This is a genomic window from Ruminiclostridium papyrosolvens DSM 2782, from assembly GCF_029318685.1.
Lineage (GTDB): Bacteria > Bacillota > Clostridia > Acetivibrionales > DSM-1351 > Ruminiclostridium > Ruminiclostridium papyrosolvens.
The window spans coordinates 4,595,125-4,617,257 of record NZ_CP119677.1; the positions used below are offsets into that span (position 1 = coordinate 4,595,125).

Consider the following 22,133-nt stretch of genomic DNA (forward strand, 5'->3'; position numbering starts at 1 on the left):
ATACCAAATCGACCTATACGTCAGGATAAAATTAATCTTCGGAGACACTTAATAGCCGTGCTATTTTTTCCTTTGCATCTTTTGTATTAATTGTCCCTTCATATAATTTACAGAGTAAATGCTCTATTTTATCTTCATCAGAATCTGTTGCAATATCTTCAGATATTTCACTTTCTCCACTATTATTAAAAGCTTCCTCAGTTTGATATTGAATGTTTTTGCTTAACCTGTCAGCCAAATAAACAACCAGTTTATCTATTGTAGGATTTTCTTCAAACAAAGATGGCTCTAGTACAGTATCATATTGTTTTTCCAAAGCCGCCAAAGCCTCTTTTATAGCCAATGAATCCATACCGTATTCATCTAACCCTCTGCTTGTATCAATATCTGTAGCCTCGAGGTACAATAATTCAGATAACATCTTTAGAAGAAATTCTTTAGTCTCTTTTTCAAAGGTATTGGTTGTTTTATGTACCGACATATTTTTACTGCTCTGTGTACCGGATAAAAATAATCCATTTTTATCTGACATAGGATTTCTCATCTTCGATTCAAATAAATCTTTTATAAATTTGTCCGATTCTGAAAGCTTCATTACAATGTAATTAGACGCTTTTCTATCTTGTAATAACCTTTCAAGTGCTGTTATACCGTCACTTATTTCCAAGGGTAATAAACCATCGTTTTCCATTTTTCGTTTTGCAAGTAATGGTATATCCATACCCGCTCCGTCCCACAACGTCCAATTGATAGAAGTAACAAAAGTTTCCGTATTACCCGACCAATCATTTATAAATGCATCCATTAAAGCATTGGCTGAAGAATAGTCACTTTGTCCCGGAGTTCCATAAAGAGCTGCAATTGACGAAAAGGCTACCACAAAGTCAACAGACTTACCCTCAATGGCTTTTTTAATATTACTGATTCCCGAAACCTTTGCAGCTATGGCATACTGGAAATCCTTGAAAGACTTCGCTGTTATAATCCCATCTCTTTTAGCTCCTGCGCAATGTAAAATACCTGTTATATGCCCAAACCTTTTGCTTATATTATCTAATATTTCTATTGTTTTTAATTCGTCTGAAATATCACCATTATAGTATTCAACCTTGGCTCCTGCCTCTTGGATTTTTATGATATTTTCTATTTTCTCAATAACAGCCTTTTGATCTCCCCGCTCCAAATACTCTCTAAATTCTGACTTTTCAGGAAGTTTGGTTCTTCCGATTAAGATTACTGCAGCCTTTACCTTTTTTGCTATATGCAGGCCTATTTCTGCACCTATACCTGTTGCACCGCCTGTAATTACATATACCCCTCCATCTTTCCATACTGAATTTAGAATTTCAGGTTTTTGAAGAGTATTTTTTTTCAGCATTCTTATATAGGCTTTTCCATGTCTGTAGGCCAATTCACTAAAACCGTTCTTCGTAAGTGAATATTTGAAAATAACGTCTTCCACTACTTCTTTAGAAGCCTCCAAACCATTAAAATCAATACTTCTGGCCGCTATATTTTTTATTTCGGCTGATATTAGTCTAGACAGCATGTGAACCGGATAGCCACCTACACTGATTTTACCTTTATCAATATCCTCTACTTCTAAACTGTGATTAGTGATAGAAATTAAGTTTACTTCTGTATTTCCTTTTAGATTAGCATTCAATCCTAAAGCTATTCCTAAAAGGCCATATACACTGGCATAGGTGGTTTCTTGGAATTCCGTATTTGTGTATGCCCAAAGATTTATTACCGTGTCTACTCTTCCAAAATCTTTTATTATATCTTTAAATAAAACCTTATAGTCTTCCTCAAGGTAAGAATTTATAGTATAGTTGCAGCTGTCTTTTTTATAGTATTTATCGTCAGCAAACACTAAAATTACCTTTTGATTTCTAGTTTTCAGGCTTTCCCTAATATTCGCATAAAGCTCTTGTTTATCACAAAAGACAACCCATACAAAGCTATTTTCAAAAGTTAGAGGGGTATTTTCCTTAACCTCCTGCCAGAACCACTTATAAAAATAATCCTGTGCCTTTTGAACATCATGTTTAGCTTCGGTTACGGCGACAATTTCTTCCCTGCTCACATCTTTAAGCTTCTTTCGATTCCAGTAGCTTTTCGGCTGAAATGAATATGTAGGCAGTGATGTCTTTCTCTCTGAATCAGAATAAATTGCATTAAAATTTATCTTACCGCCTTTAACATAAATTTTTGATATCAATGTATTAACACTGTCAGTATCAAAGGATTCATCTTCTAAAATATTGAAAATTCCGGCTTGTTCATCAGGTATGCCTAAAATATCTAAATAATCTCTTCTGCCTAAATTAATTATGTAATTACTATCAATTACTTGTGAAGCATTTAAAGTACCTTCTTCATTATTTTCTAATACCTTACGTATACATTCTTCAGGGCTTCTTCTTTTTTCTGAGGCTGCCATTATAATTTCAGAGTTGTCCGGTGCAATTACTTGAACAGTTTTAATTCCCAAAGTCTCTAAGAACTTAATCATACTTACAGTAAATGCAAAAGTAAAAATTTTTGCTTCATTGTCCAGACAGACTACTTCCGGCTGAAGACACTTTTTAATTGACATACCGATTTTATTTACTGCTTTTTCATATTCATCCAAAACTTCCATGAATACTCTATTTTTTTGGAAATACTTATTTGTAAATTTAACAATATTATTGAAAATACTTCTGTCATGTGTAGGTATTACAACAACAGCCTTTACAATCTCGTCCTCTGATGCAGTCAAATGTGAGATAGCATCATTGCCATTGGTGCTTCCATAAAATATCTTATGAGATTGCCAGTACTCAAAATTATTTGAGCTGATTTGTTGCAGTGAATAGGTTAACTCAGCCACACTGGCGGCTACTATAGCAACTCTATAATTAAAATTGTATCTTCCCGTATTTAACGTATATGAAATATCCTTAATTTGTAAATGCGGTTTGTCCTCTAAGTATTCTGTAAGCTTTATTATTGATTTCTTTAAAGCACTATAACTTTTAGCTGACAAAACCACCGGATAACTTACATTGTTCTCATCAGAACTATCATATTTTTTATATTCTGGTGCCTGCTCTAAAATCACATGGCCGTTGGTTCCTCCCATTCCAAATGAACTTATCCCGGCTCTCATTGGATTACCATAGGTTTGCCACTTTATAGGCTTGTCTAAAACATAAAAAGGTGAGTTTGCAAAATCAATAAATGCATTTTTTTCTTCAAAATGAAGATTTCCGGGAATAGTTTTATTCTTCATAGCCATTATTACTTTAATTATGCCTGCCATACCTGCGGCTGATTCCAGATGTCCGATATTACTTTTTACTGCACCTAAAGCACAATAGCTTCTTTTGTCGGTATATTCAGTAAAAGCCTCTGTAAGACCTTTTATTTCAATAGGGTCTCCTAAGGATGTTCCTGTTCCATGAGTTTCTATGTAAGTTATTGTTTCAGGATTTACTTTCGCTTTTCCAATACATCTCTTTATTAATTCAGACTGAGATTTACTGTTAGGTGCTGTCAGGCTTCCAGATTTACCATCATGATTAACTTCAGTGGCTTTGATTACACAATGAATATTATCTCTGTCTGTTATGGCGTCTGATAGCCTCTTTAAAAGGAGCACTCCAACACCTTCTCCGGATATAAATCCATTTGCCTTTTTGTCAAAGGTCTTACAACTTCCATCCTTTGACACAGCCTCCATCTGACTGAGAAGTATATAGTAATCCTTTGGAATCAAGAAATTAACTCCCCCGGCTATTGCATAATCAGATTCCCCAATAATTATACTTTTACAGGCTTCATGCAGCGCAACCAAAGAAGATGAGCATTGGGTATCTATACTCATACTGGGCCCTTTTAAATCAAAAAAATACGATAGTCTGTTGGCAGCTATAGCGTTGGCTGTGGCTAAACCACTGTAGTTATTATCCTCATCAAACGCTTCATCAAAGTAATTGTGATTTGAAACCCCCACAAATACTCCTGTACGAGTACCAAAAAGTTTTCCGTCAGCATAGCCTGCATCCTCCAAGGTTTCCCAAGTCGCTTTTAATAAGAATCGTTGCTGAGGGTCCAATACAGTTGCTTCCTTTGGGGACAAATTAAAGAACAGCGGATCAAATAAATCAATTTCATCTATAAAACCGCCCCACTTACAATAGGTTTTTCCCTTTTGCTTGTCAGGATGGTAATACTCCCTCCAATCCCATCTCTCAGACGGAACCTCCTTTACACAATTAATTCCGTTCATCAGGTTCTGCCAATATTCATTAACATTACTTGCTCCGGGAAAACTGCCCGACATGCCTATAACAGCAATATCCGTTGACAAAATGAGATTCTGTTCTTTTTCGGAAACAACCTCCGTCTCAGTGTTCTCAATCTCTGCATAATCTGTCTTTTCATCCCCAAGAATCAAGTTTTCATTTAAAATCTTGTCTAACACACTATTGTTATTCTTTAATAAATACTTTGAAAGCTCCTGTATTGTAGGATACTCAAAAAGCACCGTAGGATAAAGCTTTATTCCGGTTTCATTTTCAAAGTTTTCTGTAAAGTTAACAATAGTTATAGAATCCAGTCCTGCGTCCAAGAAACTAGTCTTATAATTCATAGGTTTACTGCTGTTTTCTCTAAGCTCATTTATCTTTTTTAATAAATATTCCTTTAAAAGCTTCTCAATATCCATTGTAAAATGACCGGATAAACTATTTGAAATGCTTCTGCTTAGCTTTGTTGTAATTAATCTGCTAATAAGCTTATTTTCTAAGTCCTTACTTAATTTTCCGATACCAAACTGGAAATGCTTTTCAGTTAAGCAGGAATAAAACCCTTCAATCGCCTCACTGGTACTTAGTGGAATGATTCCTCTTTCCTCCAAAGACTTCTTGCTCACAGAATCGGCTACCAGTCCAACCTCTTCCCATACTCCCCAGTTAATAACTATGGTTTTTTTGCCCTTAACAAAATTTCTATATGCAGCAAAGGAATCTTCAAAAGCATTTGCGCAACTGTAGGCTGCTTGTCCTGCATTCCCGAAGTATGTAACCATGGCTGAGAAGATAACGAAGAAGTCCAAGTTATCCTTATTTGTTGCATAGTCTAACAAACAGGAACCTAGAATTTTTGCTTTGGTTACTTTCTCATACACTTCTTTTGTTACCCTGTTTATTAAGGCATCCTCTAAAATACCTGCAGCATTTATAACTCCGTTAATATGGTCAAACTTTGTTCTTATTGACTCCAAAGCAGAGGTTAACTGTTTCTCATTACATACATCTACAGCTAAAGTTATTACTTGGCTTCCCTTTGCCTCTATGTCTTGAATACTCTTTATTTTTTTAAGTAATGCTTTGTTTTCTTCTGTCTCGTGACTTTGCCACTTACTTCTCTCTGGAAAAGGGCTTCTCCCTATCAATATCAGTCTCGCCTTAACCTTTGCTGCTATTGCCTTTGCAATTTCTAAACCTATTCCTCCCAGACCTCCTGCTATAACATATACGCCTTGGTCTTGTAATGGCAGATTCATATCTTGATTTATGCAGAAATTTTCCTTTTTAAAGGTTTGAGCAAAAAGCCTTCCATTTCTTATTGAAACGATTTCCTTCTTATATTGGTTCATTAAGTAGTCCGCTATAAGCTTCAATGTCCTTTCATTTTCCAGAGAATTTTCTTCAATATCTATAAGTACTCCTTTAATATTGCCATATTCATGAGGAATGGTGCGTATTAATCCTGCCACGGCTGCCTGAGGGTAGTTATAGCCTTTATCGTGACTATTTACTATAAAAGCATTACTGGTAACTACTGCAATATGAGTTTCATCTAAATTATAAACTCTCATGGAGTTGATTAAAGCTATAAGCCCTAATACTTTGCCTCCGGCCATATCTTCAACTGCAGCAAAATGGTTATCAGCAACTTCCTGTCTGTTTAAATCAAATGCATATATAATTCCTTCGGCTGCTATACCGTCTTTATGAAGGCTGCTGAACAAGTTCTGATAATCTTCCTTGTTATATGGATTAATATTGTATTGGTCTTCATTTATCTTTTTATATGAGAATTCTTTACTTACCTTTATTACTTTGCAGCCCCTGTTTTCATAAAATTTTACTAAGGGTGAATCCTTTCCTTTAATATCTTCAAATACTAAAAGGGTCTTTAAAGTTAAGGGCTTTATTTGCTCTTTTTCTATCTCAGTCCAATAAGGTGTATAATACTCTTTAATCTGTTTTTCTCTTGTCACTATTGCTTCATTTGACTGCATATTTACAGCCTTGAGACACATTTTCTTTATTGATATTTTTACATTACCGTAAATATCAGTAATAGAAACATTAAATTCTATAATGCCTTTTTCTGTATTGTATTTGACTAAACTTACATAACCGAAACAGTCTTCCGGAAGCCTTCCATAGAAGTCTATCTGCTCTACTCTATATGGTATAAAGGTACGAGTATCTTCTGCCACTTCCTGTACTAAAGCTATTCCCTGAAGTGCACCATCTAAAATTCCCGGATGATACATATAATTTTCTGATAACATATCAGCCTTGAACCTTAATTCTGTCAGTGCCTCATTCTGTCCTCCCCAGGCATTAGTAACGGAATAGAACTTTTCTCCATAAAATAATCCCTTTTCCTTAAATTTTTCATTTAACTCTCTGCCTGAGAAGTAACGGTAATTTAACCGCTTCTTTATGCCTGATATATCTGTTAGCGAATTGTCTGCAGTATTAACCTCTTCAATAGTACCTAGCGCAACCTGTTCCCACAGCTGTTCAGACTTTTTATTGTACGCTGAAACTGTGAATTTGCCTTTTTCTTTATCAAGTATCAGCCTGTATCGGCTGTTCTCTTTTTTATCAATAATCAGTGCAGACGGATAAGTTATTCTCTTCAAGGCTACAGGAACTTTTCCATATCCGAATAGAGACGCTATCTGCGCCATTTCCCAAAAACAGACTCCGGGCATAATTACATTGTCACCAACCACATGATTCCTTATTACTTCCAAGTCTTCAGTTGTAACAGTCTTTTCAAGGTGAATTTCATTCTCTGAAACGATTTTTATATTATCAAACAAAGCATATGCTAATCCATTTGTATTCTTGTGTTCTTCACTTGAATGCTTGATGTCAGAAGACCTCTCCTGATTTATCCAATACTCTCTGTAGCTAAAGGGATAGGTTGGAAGCTCTATTTTATTTCTTTTGCTATATAAAACATTAAAATTAATTTCCAAACCTTCTTTAATAACGGTGGAAATGGCTCCCGTCAAGCTATCCCAATCACTGTCATATTTGTTTAATGTTGGTATTATTACTTTTTGTGAGCACTGTTCAATCCTTTTTAACATAGTTGCAGCGGTTGTTCCGGGACCCGCCTCTATAAAAATGTCATAATTATTGTCAGTCAAAAATACTATACTTTGGTAAAACCTCACAGGCTCAATAATATGTTCTTGCCAGTAATCAGCATCAAAATTGTATTTAAAATCACCGGTAAGATTGCTTACCAATGGTATCTGTGCCCTTTTCATTTTTATAGAGTTGAATTCATTTCTGAATTCCTCCAGAATAGGAGCCATTAATTTAGAATGGAAGGGATGAGAAACAGCCAATTCCCTTGTATTTATATTTAATGTTGATAATTTACTCTTTACTATTTCTAAATCCTTATTTGTACCTGATATTACAATATTGGACGGGCCATTAATTGCGGCAATGGAAATACCTGCTTCAAGTTTCGGTAAAGTATCACCGGAAACTTTTCTGACTGTAGCTTCATCAGCAAAAACTACCATCATTCCTCCGTTGCAATCAATGGAATTCATCAGTGCCGCTCTTTTTACAACTATTCGAGCAGCCTCCTCCAATGTAAATACACCTGCAATACAAGCAGCTGCATACTCCCCTATACTATGTCCGAGAACTGCATCGGGCTTTATACCTAAATCTAACCACATTCTGCCCATTGAATAATCTATTGCAAAGACAACAGGTTGAGTAATAGCCGTTTGATTTATCAAATCTTTGGATACATCTGAAGAATAAATAATCTCTTTTATAGACTGCCCTAAATATTTACTGAAAGCAGTATCACATTTATTAAAAGCTTCTCTAAAACTTTCTGCTCTGATATAAAGTTCTTTCGCCATACCATAGTATTGACTGCCTTGTCCGGGAAATACCAATGCTGTTTTAGGTGTCTCACTGCTCTTTGAAGCTGCATTTTCTGATAAAGAAAACTGCTTTTCTTTATCATCAATTAATGCTGAGAGTTTGCCCCTTAATTCTTCTACATTTTTAAAACTAACACATATACGCTTTTCAAAAAGCTCTCTTCCTGTGTTTAATGTATATGAGTAATCCTCCGGTTGAACAAAGTTACTATTAAGGTACTCTAAATTATTGCATATAACCCTTTTAAGGGCTTCATTATCCTTTGCAGAATACACAGCTAAATGGTTTTCTATAGTTTCTGCCTCTTTTTTTGTATACTCTGACGGATGTTCCTCAAGAACTATATGACAGTTAGTTCCACCAAACCCAAAGGAACTTATTCCTGCCCTTCTTTTTATCTTGTCAACTTCCCAATTGGTTGTTTTGTCTGAAATATAGAAGGGAGATGAAATTAGATTAAATCTCGGATTTGGCTCATTACAGTTTAAGGTTGCCGGTATTCTTCCTTTATTTAATGCTAGAGCTATCTTTATAAAGCTAGCTATCCCCGCAGCAGAATGTAAATGCCCGATATTTGATTTCACCGTTCCTAAAGCACAAAAATTAAATTTATCCGTGTTTTCCCTGAATACTTCTGTAAGTGCTCTGAATTCAGTGGGGTCCCCCAAAAATGTTCCCGTTCCATGAGCTTCTATTAAGGTAACTGAATCAGGTTTTACACCAGCTTTCCTATAAGCTTTTTTAATAACTCTCTTCTGTCCTTCAATATCCGGCGTAGTAACTCCTACAGTGTATCCATCATTATTTACTGCGGTTCCTTTTATTACAGCAATTATATTGTCCTTATCCTTTATAGCTTTATCCAGAGACTTTAGGATTACAGCCCCACCGCCTTCTCCCGGTACGTATCCATCTGCATTTTTGTCAAAGGTTTTGCATTTACCCTCAGGGGACAATGCATTTATCTGACTTAAATAAACGTAAGTATTAGGATCTACTATTACTTCAATTCCTCCTGCTATAGACATATCGCAGTCCCCGTTAATTATACTTTGACAGGCAAGATGTATGCTTACCAAAGAGGAAGAACATGCTGTATCAACCGCCATTGAAGGCCCCTTGAGGTCTAAATAATTTGAAACTGCTGCTGCTACCATATTTGGCGCCTTTCCAAGCAGTACTGAACGTATAAATTCAATGCTGTCCTTTCGGGACATGTCGGACATATTCTTATTGCTTACAAAGGTTTCAGTATTATATACATTTCCTCTGACCCCAACAAATACTCCTATGTCATCTCCCCTTCTGCTGTCACGACTGCCATAGCCTGCGTTCTCCAAAGCTTCCCAGCAAAGATGTAAAAATAATCTTTGCTGAGGGTCTGTTACCATTGAACTTATCTCGGATTGATTGAAGAAATCTGAATCAAACTTGTTTGCCCTTCCGGCAAAGCTTCCCCACTTACTATAACTTTTCAGAGCCTTCCTATCAGCACTGTATCTTTTTTCCTTATCCCATCGATATTCAGGCACCTCTTCCAGACAATCTATACCCTGCTCAATATTGAGCCAAAATTCCTGAAGATTTTCTGACTTTCCAAAATTACATGACATACCTATAACAGCTATATCCTTAATACTGTTTTCTGAAGCCGGTCTGTCATTCATTTCTGCCTGGTGTTCTCTTATTATTGATTCAGCAATCTTACTATCCAGCTCTTTATTAGCTACATTTTTAAATATAAATTCAAGAAATTTTTTCATGATTCCCCTCCAAAAATTTTAAGAGCTTCATCTACAGCTATTTCCCCTTTATATATGTTGTCCAGTAAACGGACTAAATCTGTCTCATTATTTTCAGTCTGCTGAGACAGCTTAACTTCGTCACTTAAAGTTTCACGCTCATGCTTGTTTTCACCGGAAATTTCAGTCCCGACTTCAATAACCCTGTACTCTTCCATAAGGAAGTCGGCTAATGCATTAATAGTCGGATACTCCAGTATAATAGAAGGATGCAGGAATATTTTGTATTTACGTTCTATTACAGCAACTATATCTGCAACTATAACGGAATCAATGCCATACTCTGAAAAATTCGTGTATTCGCTTATTTGTGAGACTTCTATTTGTAAAAATTCAACAAGCAGTCCCTTTAAATATTCCTTCAAGCTTTCTCTTGAAGCAGCTTTGTCAACATCAGAGGTTTTCATATCAGCAGCTTTTTCAAATGTCAATGTTTCCTCCTCTTTGAACAAACCATTTAAAGAAAAATCACTTTTATCGGTATTAAGCACAATTAAGTTTCCACAATTTTTAGACTTAATTACTGCATCAAATATCTTTAGTCCCATGTCACTACTTATTGAAAAATCTTCCCCGCCATAAGCCTTTTTTGCTCCAAGTCCTACGCCTTCCCATAAAGGCCAGCTCACTGAAACTACCTTTTTCCCCGAATTTTGCGCTAGGGCTTTTGCGTATTCGTTCATATAGAAATTTGCAGCTGCATAATCGCATAGAGTAGCGCCTAACTTTCCATTAAGTCCGGAAATTGATGAGCATAATATCATGAAGTCAGGCAGAATATTCATAAAAGCTCTTCCGATATTCATTGTCCCCTGAAATTTAGGACTTATTGTTTTTGCAAAAGACTCATAGGTTTTAGTTCTTAAAGTTCTATTCACACTGTCAACAAGTCCGGCGCAATGTACTATACCTGTTATCCTTCCGTATTTACTTGTAATTTCTTTAACAACTGAATCCAGTGACTCCGGATTTGAAACGTCCGATTTCCTGTACTCAATTGCAGTATTGTTTTTAATATCTCTATTTATGTTATTCAGCTTTTCTAACTCGGATATAGCCTTACTATCAGTTAACTCCTTTATATCCCTTCTGCCCGTGAGGTATACTGCCTCTGCATTATTTCTGATAAAATACTCTGCAAATATGGCCCCTAACCCGCTCAAACCACCGGTTATAAGGTAAACTCCTCCATCTGTACTGCAACCGGTTTCGTTTATATTCCCTTCAAACTCACGGGTTATTCTTATAAAGCGCTCATTATTTCTATAGGATATTTCTTTAAATTTACTTCTGAAAGTTGATAATTCATAAATCAACTTATTTGCAAAGTCTTCATTGCTTATGTTTCTATTAAAATCTATTGCTAAGGAGGATATATTTTTCACTTCGTATGGGATATTTCTATCTAAACCAACTAATAAAGCACTTTCGGGAACTACGGACTTATCTGCTGGTACAGCCAATCCATTAAAGGTTGCCGATATAAGCTTTAAGCTATGAATTATTTTGGCAGCAAGGATTGCTTTAGCAAGATACATATGTACAAAAACTCCTGAGTCGGTATTTAATTCGCTCCCCAATAATTCATTTCGCTCATGAAGAGGTATGTGAATAACTCCTCTAAACTTCTCACCTGATTTTAAGTAAATATCCTGCATCAACTTTTCATAATCTTCTGAATTAGAGTAATTTATGGTATAGCCATAAGCCTCGGCATTATAGAATAGTCCTTTTTTTACTCTGACTACAGTACTTCCTTTATGCCTTAAATATTCTTCTAAAATATTAAGCTTAATATCATCTTCACCTATTAGTGCATAGGTACCTTTAAAAATGTTCTTATCCTCTGGTTCCTTATTTTCTGATGTTTTAACCCACTGCTGTTCAAATAAGTACCTTTGGCATTGGGGAGGGGCAAAAGTCTTTTGCTTGACTTCCTTAACGCATCTTAATTCTCCGGAGGTAATAGTATAAAAACACATAGAGCAGGAAGTACAAGCTCCCTCCTTATTTGCTTTTAAATCTTTAATAAAATCCGAACTATTTATAAACGGTCTTCCTATGCCAACAAAGTCAGCAAATGAGTTAGTAAGCAAATCTTCTATCTGCTCCAGCCTGCGTATTCCTCCGGTGATTATTATAGGGATACCAGCTGTCTCTTTAATTGTAGCCAGAATCTTTTTATACTCAGGCAAATAGCAGGATTTTAATACCTCTTCTCTGCTTAAAATCCCCCCACTAAGTTCAACAATATCAAATCGGTTATCCTCTAAAGTCTTTATAATATTAACCAGCTCTTCTATATCTATTCCATTCTTACCACTTGGCATATCAATTTTGATACCTATTATAAAATCATCTCCAAGTGTCTTTCTGATTCCGTCAGCAATACTTATGATTAAAGCAGTTCGGTTCTTGGTGCATCCGCCCCAATTATCACTGCGTGTATTTAATAACGGAGATAAGAAGTTGGACAATAAGTAACCGTGGGCAGCATGAAGCTGTATACCGTCAGCTCCGCCATTTTTAGCAGCAACAGCGGCTTCAATAAATCTGCCTGCTAATTCATTTATCTCTTCTTCAGATAGCTTATCTATTGACTTTACTCCCCCATGGTTAAGTTGCACCAGTAACAGAGAACCGTCTGACTTCAAAAGCTCCGAAAGCCTTTTAAGCTGGTATGTTTGATTGTTTACACTGTTCAATACAACTTCATTTCCATTCTTTCTTCCTTTTAAGTCAACAATACAGTTTCCTATGATTTTTATTCCTGAGCCGATAGAACTCCAGCTTTTATATTTATTAATATAGTTTTCAGTAATTAACCCGTCCTTATCAGCCATACCAATTTCAATAGCAGACTTAACAATTCTATTGGATGCTGTTAATCCTTTTAACGTATATGGTCTTTCAAAACTTTTTACTTCTGCCTTTGGTTCAGTATTAATTGCCCAATAGGATTTGTTATCAAAAACATATGTAGGCAAATCCATAGTTTTCCCATTGAACAGACAAGAGAATTTTTCAAAATCCACATCAACACCCAGAGTATATATCCTTCCAATTAATGATATAATGGAATACCACTCTGTAGCACCAGTCTGAAAAAATGGTAATATATTGATTGATGTACCGTCAAAGCTTACATTTTCTAGTATACTGTCAGTGTAAAAATCATCCGGCCCAAGTTCAATTGTTACTACTTTAGTATCCTGTTCTTCCCCCGACTGATATAAATCCTTGATAGCATCAAATTCCACAATCTGAGTTTCAGTAAACTTCATATACTGTATTTCTACAGCTTCGTTTATGTCTATTCCATGTTTATACGCTATTTCACTAATTGCTTCTTTTAAACTAATCCGACCCGAAAGTACTCTTGCAGGTAAACCAGTTTTTTCTGCGGAAACTACCACGGCAGCATTAACATTAAAGTCCATCAGTATTTTAGCCATTGATACTTGTAGTGCTAACGCTATAACTTCCTGTAGTGCTTTATTTATAGTGCTTGTAGAATTGATTTCGTCCAATCCCAATAAGGCTTTTATATATTCAACAGTTTCCTTGAACATAACATTTTTACTTATAGTCTCAATGTTATTAACCTCAAAAGTTCTGTCAGATATTAGGTATACAACTTTTGCCTTCTTATATCTTGAAGTTTCAGCTGTTACTAAGGAGTAATTTATAGCAGCTGAACTTTGTTGCCTCACTGTAAAATCATTTTTTAATACTTCCTTCATAAGCTTATATAGTTTTTCTGTACTGTTAGCTACTATAGAGAGCCTATTTGAAAAATGATTTCTGTTCACACTCATAGTGTGGCAAATATCCTCCAAGCTTAAATGAATATTATTCCCAATGTAATTACATATTTTCTCCATTGTAAGCTTCAAAGAATGTTGTGACTTGGCAGATATAGTAAATAAGTTAAATGGAACTTCCGGATGTCCCGGAATTCTTTCCATACTTAATTTTGGTGCCTCTTCTATAATCGTGTGACAATTGGTTCCTCCCATACCAAAGGAACTTATTCCCGCCCTCATTAGCTCATTGCTTTTCCATGCAATAGGCCTATCTGCTATATAGAAAGGAGTTTCATTGAAATTAATGTAGCTGTTAGGTTGATTAAAGTTAATGGTTGGCGGAATAATCCTGTTCTTTATTGCAAGAACAGCTTTTATAATACCTGCAATACCTGCTGTTGACTCTAAGTGCCCTATATTTGTTTTCAAAGAACCAATTGCACAAAATGATTTTTTGTCGGTAAATTTTTCAAAGCTCTTAGTAAGTGCAGATACTTCAACAGGGTCTCCTAAACTTGTTCCTGTACCATGGGCTTCAATAAATGACAAGGTTTCCGGATTTATATCAGCTTTCATCATACCTTCTGTTATGGCCATATATTGAGAATTAGCATTAGGAGCACTTGTATTGCTGGATTTACCGTCATGAGTCACCGCTACACTCTTTATAACCGCATGTATATTATCATTATCTTTTAAAGCTTTAGATAAAGGCTTTAACAGTAATGCAGTGCTGCCTTCCCCTGATATAAAACCGTTTGCTGTCTTATCAAAGGTTTTACATTTACCGTCTGGAGAAATTGCCTTAACCTGACTGAGAAGCACGTAATATTCCTTAGGTATAATCACATTAACTCCCCCGGCAATTGCCATTTCACACTCACCCGACAATATGCTTTGGCACGCGTAGTTTAGTGCCACCATAGAAGATGAGCACTGAGTATCAATAGTAAGACTCGGCCCTGTAAAATTCATAAAATAAGATAATCTGTTAGCAACCATAGCATTTGAGGTACTCAAGGTGCAGAATGAATCATTTCTGTCATAGGAAATGTTGTGGTAGTTATGGTTTGATACACCGGCAAAGACACCTACCCTCAAGTCTGATAATCTTTTTGCCGTATATCCGCCATTTTCAATAGCACTCCAGGCAGTCTCTAAAAACAGTCTCTGCTGTGGGTCCATTCTTTTGGCTTCTCTCACGGAAATATTGAAAAACTGCGGGTCAAACTTATCAAAATTGTCTACTAAGCCAGCCCATTTGCAATAGGTTTTGTCTTTACCGGGAATACTGCTGTACACCTCTGAATCATTCCAGCGTTCAATACTAATATCCTTTATACTTGAAACGCCCTTTATCAGATTATCCCACAACTTATATACATCATCTGCCCCCGGGAAGATACCCGCCATACCCACTATTGCGATATCCTTCTCAGAGTAATACGGCATCACGGCTTCCGGAGTTTCCTGTCTATATTCCTCTGTTATTACTGCTGCTTCTGATAGCTCTATTACTTCCTCTGCCTCTATTTCAGCGTCGTCCATTGGTGCTGTTTTCTTATTTGAGTTTATAAATTTAGCAATACTGTTAAAATGTTTTTCACATAGATAGGCAGCCAAAGCATCAATAGTCTGGTATTCAAAAAACACTGTCGGGTAAAGACTTATTTCTATTTCTTTCTCTATTATCCCTGACAAAGCAACTAGAGATAAAGAATCCAGACCTAATTCCAAAAACCCTACGTCTGAGTCAACCGATGACTTTTCAATGCCGGATACTTCTAAGATTTTCAGGATTATAGTTTCTTTTGTAAATTCCAATACACTGTCATAGCTTATGCCTTCCTTTTGTGGAAGTGATTTAGTTTTCTGTGCTATTGGTATTGTTTTAACTCTTTCCGTCGGCTTTACCATTTGGTTAGCTTGGCTTGTACTACTAATAGAGTCAACTTTCTCTTTTATACCCTCTGCTATTATGATGGAATATGGATATCTCACACTTTTTCTATCCTTTAAAGGCAGGGTGCTTATTCTGCTGAAACCTAATTTATTTAAGCATGTCCTCCATTCGTATGGAGTTAATAATGTAGAATTTTTTCTTAAATCAGCATCTTCAAATTTCCACCAACCCTCTGTCAATCCAAACACCAAATCAGCAAAGCCTGTTATCATAGTAGTCTCCAGCATAACTACAACAGCGTTGCTCTTCATAACCTTCATTACATTATTAAAGGTATTAGACAAGCTTGCAGTAGCATGCAATACATTTGCGGCAATTATGATATCAAAGGACTCCTTTTGAAGCCTTTGCATATAAGGCTCCTTTTCAATATCCAGCTGTGTATAATTAACAAAGGTATACTCCTTAAAGGATTCTGAGGCATGCTTTAGTAACACGGGTGAAATATCTGTAAATGTATACTCTACATCCAAGCCGTTTATTTCTTTAAGAATTTTTGCTGTACTTCCCCCTGTTCCACCGCCTATCTCAAGAATTTTTACTTTTTTCCCCGGCGCGTGAGAGGATACTATGCTTTTAACTACTTTCCCTATATAATGATTTTGAGGTGATGGTAAGTGATAAAGCTTTTCCATTATATTAATGTTTCCGCCCGGAAAAAGAACGCTCATTGCATTCAACTGTCCTGATATCACTTCCCCATATTTTGAATAGCAATTATCTAAAATAATTGCATAAATATCCTCATTTTTATAGTTTTCCTTAAATTGCTGACTTAATATATTAATGCTGTTATAGCAGATATTTCCCTTACGCTTAAACTTCTTACTGCCTTTAGCTTGTATAAAGTCCATTTTTAACAATATATCAAGCATGGCATCAACAAGCCTGTCAAACTTAGGAAGGATTTTACAGGTTGTACGAATATTATCTGCTGTATGATAAACATCTTGTTCTACAAAAATTCCATTGGCTTTAAAATAGTCCATAACAAAAACCGCACAAAGTATGTCTAAATCTCTTCCAAAATTGAATTCATAGCTTTGATTAACTTCCTTTATTAATCTGTCTAATTCAATATCATGCTTTAATATATTGCCTACGCAGGATGCTTCGTCGGACAAACTGTACCCTGAGTCAACTCTTTTTCCTTCTCTATATAAAAGTTCAGCTTGCTTTTCAGCCGACATATGTCCTATACCCACCTGAGGCATGTCTGTAGAAATAACCTTATCAAAGGCATCTAAAGCTTCTTTAACTTCCATTGGAGCGAAGCCCTTCTCTTTTAAAGACTGAATATACATAGGTTTAGCCACAATTCCTATAGTTCCCCATATACCCCAATTGATTGTTAAAGTCCTTTTTCTTTTTACAAAATTTCTATAATAAGTAAAACTATCTTCAAAAAAGTTAGCGGAGGTATGATTACTCTGACCCATTATTCCTACATAGGAAACAAACCCTGAGAAAAGTATCATAAAATCTACCGGATCATTCTCAGTCAACTTATCAGCAAATACAGTACCCAGCATTTTTGGGTTTAAGACACTATAAAACTTCTCACTGTCCATATTTAATATAAGTGCATCCTGTAGTACTCCTGCTGCATGTATTATCCCATTTATTGAACCAAACTTATGTCTTACTTCGTCAAAGACAGCTTTCAAAGAATCATAATCTGTTATATCAGCTTTATAAAAAGCTAAGCGGGACCCCTTTGCCAATACTTCTTTAAATGCTGAAATATTGTCTTTAATTCTGCTGTTCATAAGGTCTTGAGAGTTTTGTAGCTTCCCCCATTGATTTACGTCGGGGAATTCACTTCTGGATATGACTATAAAATTTGCCTGCTCTTTGTCAGCCAAGTGTTTTATAATTTCAACTCCCAGTCCGCCCTGTCCACCCAGAACTATATAGGTTCCGCCCTTTCTGACAGTTATCTCATTAATAGCGTCTTGTTTAAGCTCTTTCACTTTTTCTATAACCATTACAAATCTTTTGGCATTCCTATACGCTATAAATGCGTCCTTATCAATAGCAGAAAGTTCTGTCAGAATACTTCTTGAAATAGGCTGTACTTTGAAATCCTGACAGTCAAAATCAATATTAACTGCCTGTACTTGTTCAAACTCTAAAGGAATAGTTTTTATTACCCCTAAAACCTCTGATTTTTCGGGAAACAATACATCTTTCCCCTTTAGTGCCGGCTGACAGTTATTTGTTACTGTTATAAGCTTAAATTTACTATTGATTTTATTTTCCTTTATAGCACGTAGTAAATAAATGATATCTAATGCGTGAGAGTGCTTGTTCAGATTGATATCACCTATAGCTTGTTCTACTCGGTTATAGTCATCTAAGGACCACAAGTATAATACATTATGTAACTGAAGGCTTTTTTGTTGTAATTTGTTCAGAACTAATACCAAGTCGCTATATTCGCCTTGAGTTACATTAAAGCTATGACCGTCATTATTTAAATTTCTATTGCTTCTATATACTTTATAAACATCATATCCGGAACTTTTTATTTCTGCTGCTATGTTATTATGCTGTTGGTTATCTTCGTCCATAAAGATTAAAACATTTTTATGTATTCCTGTAGTTTCTATACGAAGCAGCGGTTTTTCTATCCATGTGGGTTTAAACAATAGGTTATGGCAGGAAACATTCTTTTCTATCTTTTTAAAATGAATTCCATTAAATTTCATAATGACTTGTCCATTATTATCAGTCAAAATAACATCTGCTTTAAGAATTTCCGACCTATTGGAATCGCTAAAAATTTTTACTTTACTTTTATAATTTGTATCAAGCATTTTACCAAAAACAGATATTTTACTTATACAGAACGGCACATATTTGTCTTTAATATTGTTTTTAAAAAGTATAGCTGAAACCACCTGCAATGCAGAATCCACTACACCCGGGTGAAACACTTTGCTGCAATCAGTACTATCCTCAATGGTTAGCTTTATTTCTCCTGATGCAGTGGTGCTTCCGGACACAATTTTGTTTATTCCTCTGTATAACGGGCCATAATGCAGCCCCACCGAGTCCATATATTCATAAATTTTATCAGCCTCTGAAGTTACTTGATTCTCATCAGCATAATTTTCATAATCATCCTTACTCTTTATAGGCTCATCCTCAAAGGAATATTGTCCCCCGGAGCATTCAATAAAGTTTGTTAGGGTTTCGTCCCATCTGTCTATTCTGAAATAATTACTGTTATCCTTAAAAATTCTAACTCTAATGAGCAGATTTTTATCTTTTGCTGCAATAATAGGTTCTGAAAATCTTATATCTTCAATTGCTTTGATTTCCCTATTCCATAGCTTTTGTACACCCATAGCTGCCAGCTTAATTTGGTATACACCTGAAACCACGCAATTTCCGCCAACAACGTGGTCTCCTAAAACTGCATCTCTGTCAGCATTCAGAATTTTATAAAATGAAACATATTGTTCTGTTTTAGATAAAATTCCATCGAAAAACTCAATATTTGTTTCATCTGACACACAACTTATCGGAAGGTCTTTGTTACTGTTTATTACCTCTTCTCTTGTAAAGCTGTATAATGGCAATGCTATTCTTTTAGCTCCAACACTTTGGAAAAACTGTGTTAAATCAAACTCCGCTCCTGATATATTGAGTTTCCCCATTGAGTCAAAAAGCTGGAGCCAGTCACTTTTTCCTCTGGTCAGAGTTGCAGCCACAGTTATGTCATTATAACCTTCTGCAACTTTACTTGTAAGCTGAGAAAGAGTTGTTCCCGGTCCTAACTCAATAAAATACTTATAGCCTTCTGATAACAGTTTTTTAATGCTTTTATTGAATTGTACAGTACCCATTATATGGGAGAGCCAATACTCTTCAGTTAAAGCCTCTCCATCAATGAAGTCTCCCGTAACATTACTCACTATTTTAAACTGAGCTTTATTAGGCTTAATATACCGTAAAGCTTCCCTGTACTTATCAAGCATAGATTCCATTTGCGGAGAGTGAAAAGCATGAGATACCTGAAGTAAAACAGACTTTACTGATTTTTCTTTAAATCTTCTGCAAACTTTATCTACAACAAGCTTATCTCCTGATATAACGGTATTGGTTTCGCCATTAACTGCTGCAATTGATACAACAGCCCTCTCTTGATAGCTAAGTTCTGATAATAACTGATTAACTTCATTTTCATATGTAAACACTGCTGCCATTGCCCCGTTTTCAGGGAGCTCACTCATAAGCTTTCCCCTTGTGACAACTAGCTTTAGCGCAGCTTCCAAGTCCATAACCCCTGCTGCACAAGCTGCCACATATTCTCCTAAACTATGACCGATAACTACTGACGGTGTTAACCCCAAATGTCTCCATAGAATATATAGGGAATAGTCCAATGCAAAGGTTACAGGCTGAGTTATATATGTGCTGCTTAAAAGCTTTGTGTTTTCCGGATTAAATAACAGTTCATTTATTGACTTGCCTAAATATGGCATTAATATGTCGCTGCATTTATCCAAGGTCTTCTTAAACAAACTGTTTGTATCATATATTTCCTTAGCTGCACCCGTGTAGAGACTGCCTTGCCCTGTGAACATAAGTACAAGCTTGTTACCTGCTTTTTTAGATTTATCTCCAACGAATATTGATTTTTTTTCATCAGTTATTCCTTTTTCTGCATCCTCCAGCTTAGCTATAAGTTCCTGAATATTACTTGCATTTATAAATAACTTATTTGAAAAAGCCTGCCTTCCTGCGTTAGCAACAAAAGCTACATCCTTATATCTCAACTGTTTATTCTTTTTCAAAAAGTTTATATACTTTTTTATTAATCCATCTAAGGCTTCTCTGTTCAAAGCAGACAAAACAAAAGGCAGATACCTCTGTTGCTCCTGTTCCCCAACCTGAAAATCATTATGTTCTTCAATAATTATGTGGCAGTTAGTACCTCCAAAACCAAAGGAACTGATGGCAGCTCTTCTTTTATCACCGTAATTGTCCCATGTAACTGCTTTAGTTATAGGGAAAAACGGTGAATCAACGAAATTAAATCTTGGATTAGGAATATCGCAGTTTAATGTTGGTACTAAGGTTTTATTCTTAATGCAGAGTAATATTTTTATAAAGCCTGCTATTCCGGCAGCACTATGCAAATGACCAATATTAGTCTTTACTGAGCCGATGGCACAAAAGCCCCTCCTACCTGTACTCTCCCTATAAGTTTCGGTTAATGCCTTAACTTCTATAGGGTCTCCGATGGCAGTTCCTGTTCCATGAGCCTCAATATAAGTTATATTTTCAGGAGATACCTTGGCATTTTTTAAGGCTTTCTTTATTAAATTTTTCTGTCCGTTAAGGTCAGGCGTTGTTATTCCCATGGTATGCCCATCGTTATTTACAGATGAGCCTGCAATAACGCCATATATTGTATCGCCGTCTGCAACAGCCTTGCTGTATTCTTTTAAAATTACTATCCCTGCTCCTTCACCGGGAACGTAACCGTTAGCTCTTTTATCAAAAGTGTAGCACTTTCCGTCTGGAGAAATTGCTTTGGCTTTTGAAAGTCCTACATAGGAATCACTATTTACTAATAAATCAATTCCTCCTGCCAGTGCCATTGTACAGTCTCCTGCCAGGATACTCCGGCAGGCAGTATGAATACTTACCAGAGAAGATGAGCATGCAGTATCCATGACCATAGAAGGTCCTCTGAGGTTTAGAAAGTCAGAAAGCCTTGCTGCTATCATATTAGGAGCTTTTCCAATTATGTAATTTCTGTTTGAGCCTTCCATTAAATCTGTGTTATTTTTATCCAACATCCCTAATGTACAGTTATTTGCTCTGGCTCCTATGAATATACCCGTATCGGAATTTTCTCTTCTGATATTACCATATCCTGCATGTTCCAATGCTTCCCATACAACTTCCATTATAATAAGCTGCTGAGGGTCTATTGTTAGTAACTCCTCTTTGTCCATCCCTAAAAAAACTGTATCATAATGTGATAATGAGCCTAAAAAGCCTCCCCATTTTGAGTAGCTTGTCTCGCTGTTGTTGTCTGAATTCTTATCATAAAATCCATCCAGTTCCCATCTTTCCTTTGGTATCTCAGTAATACAATCTCTTCCATGTAAAATATTATTCCAAAACTCATCAGCATTGTCAGCCTGAGGGAATCTGCATGAATACCCAATCACTGCTATTTTATTTTTTTCATTACCTTCAGATTCTACATTGTATTCTGATTTTTTCTCATCAATCATGTATTCAGCATCTATGTAATGCACTTCTCTTTTTTGTACTTTTTCTAACAATTTTACCAATTCATGCTTGTTCATTATAATACCTC

Annotated in this window: 2 protein-coding genes; both read right to left on the bottom strand. The window is 35.8% G+C overall.

All coding sequences use genetic code 11. The features are described from left to right. Positions 1-31: 31 nt before the first annotated feature. Positions 32-9,979: a type I polyketide synthase gene (locus tag P0092_RS20175; protein WP_004618611.1), complete on the bottom strand. Its 9,948-nt coding sequence runs from the start codon at positions 9,977-9,979 to the stop codon at positions 32-34. Beyond that, entirely contained in the window at positions 9,976-22,122 is a 12,147-nt protein-coding gene (locus P0092_RS20180; protein WP_004618609.1) for a type I polyketide synthase, read from the bottom strand. The genes P0092_RS20175 and P0092_RS20180 overlap by 4 nt, the downstream gene beginning before the upstream one ends. Positions 22,123-22,133 lie beyond the last annotated feature (11 nt).

Coding starts and splice junctions, on each gene's coding strand:
- P0092_RS20175 (WP_004618611.1), bottom strand. CDS start 9,979: ATGAAAAAATTTCTTGAATTTATATTTAAAAATGTAGCTAATAAAGAG.
- P0092_RS20180 (WP_004618609.1), bottom strand. CDS start 22,122: ATGAACAAGCATGAATTGGTAAAATTGTTAGAAAAAGTACAAAAAAGA.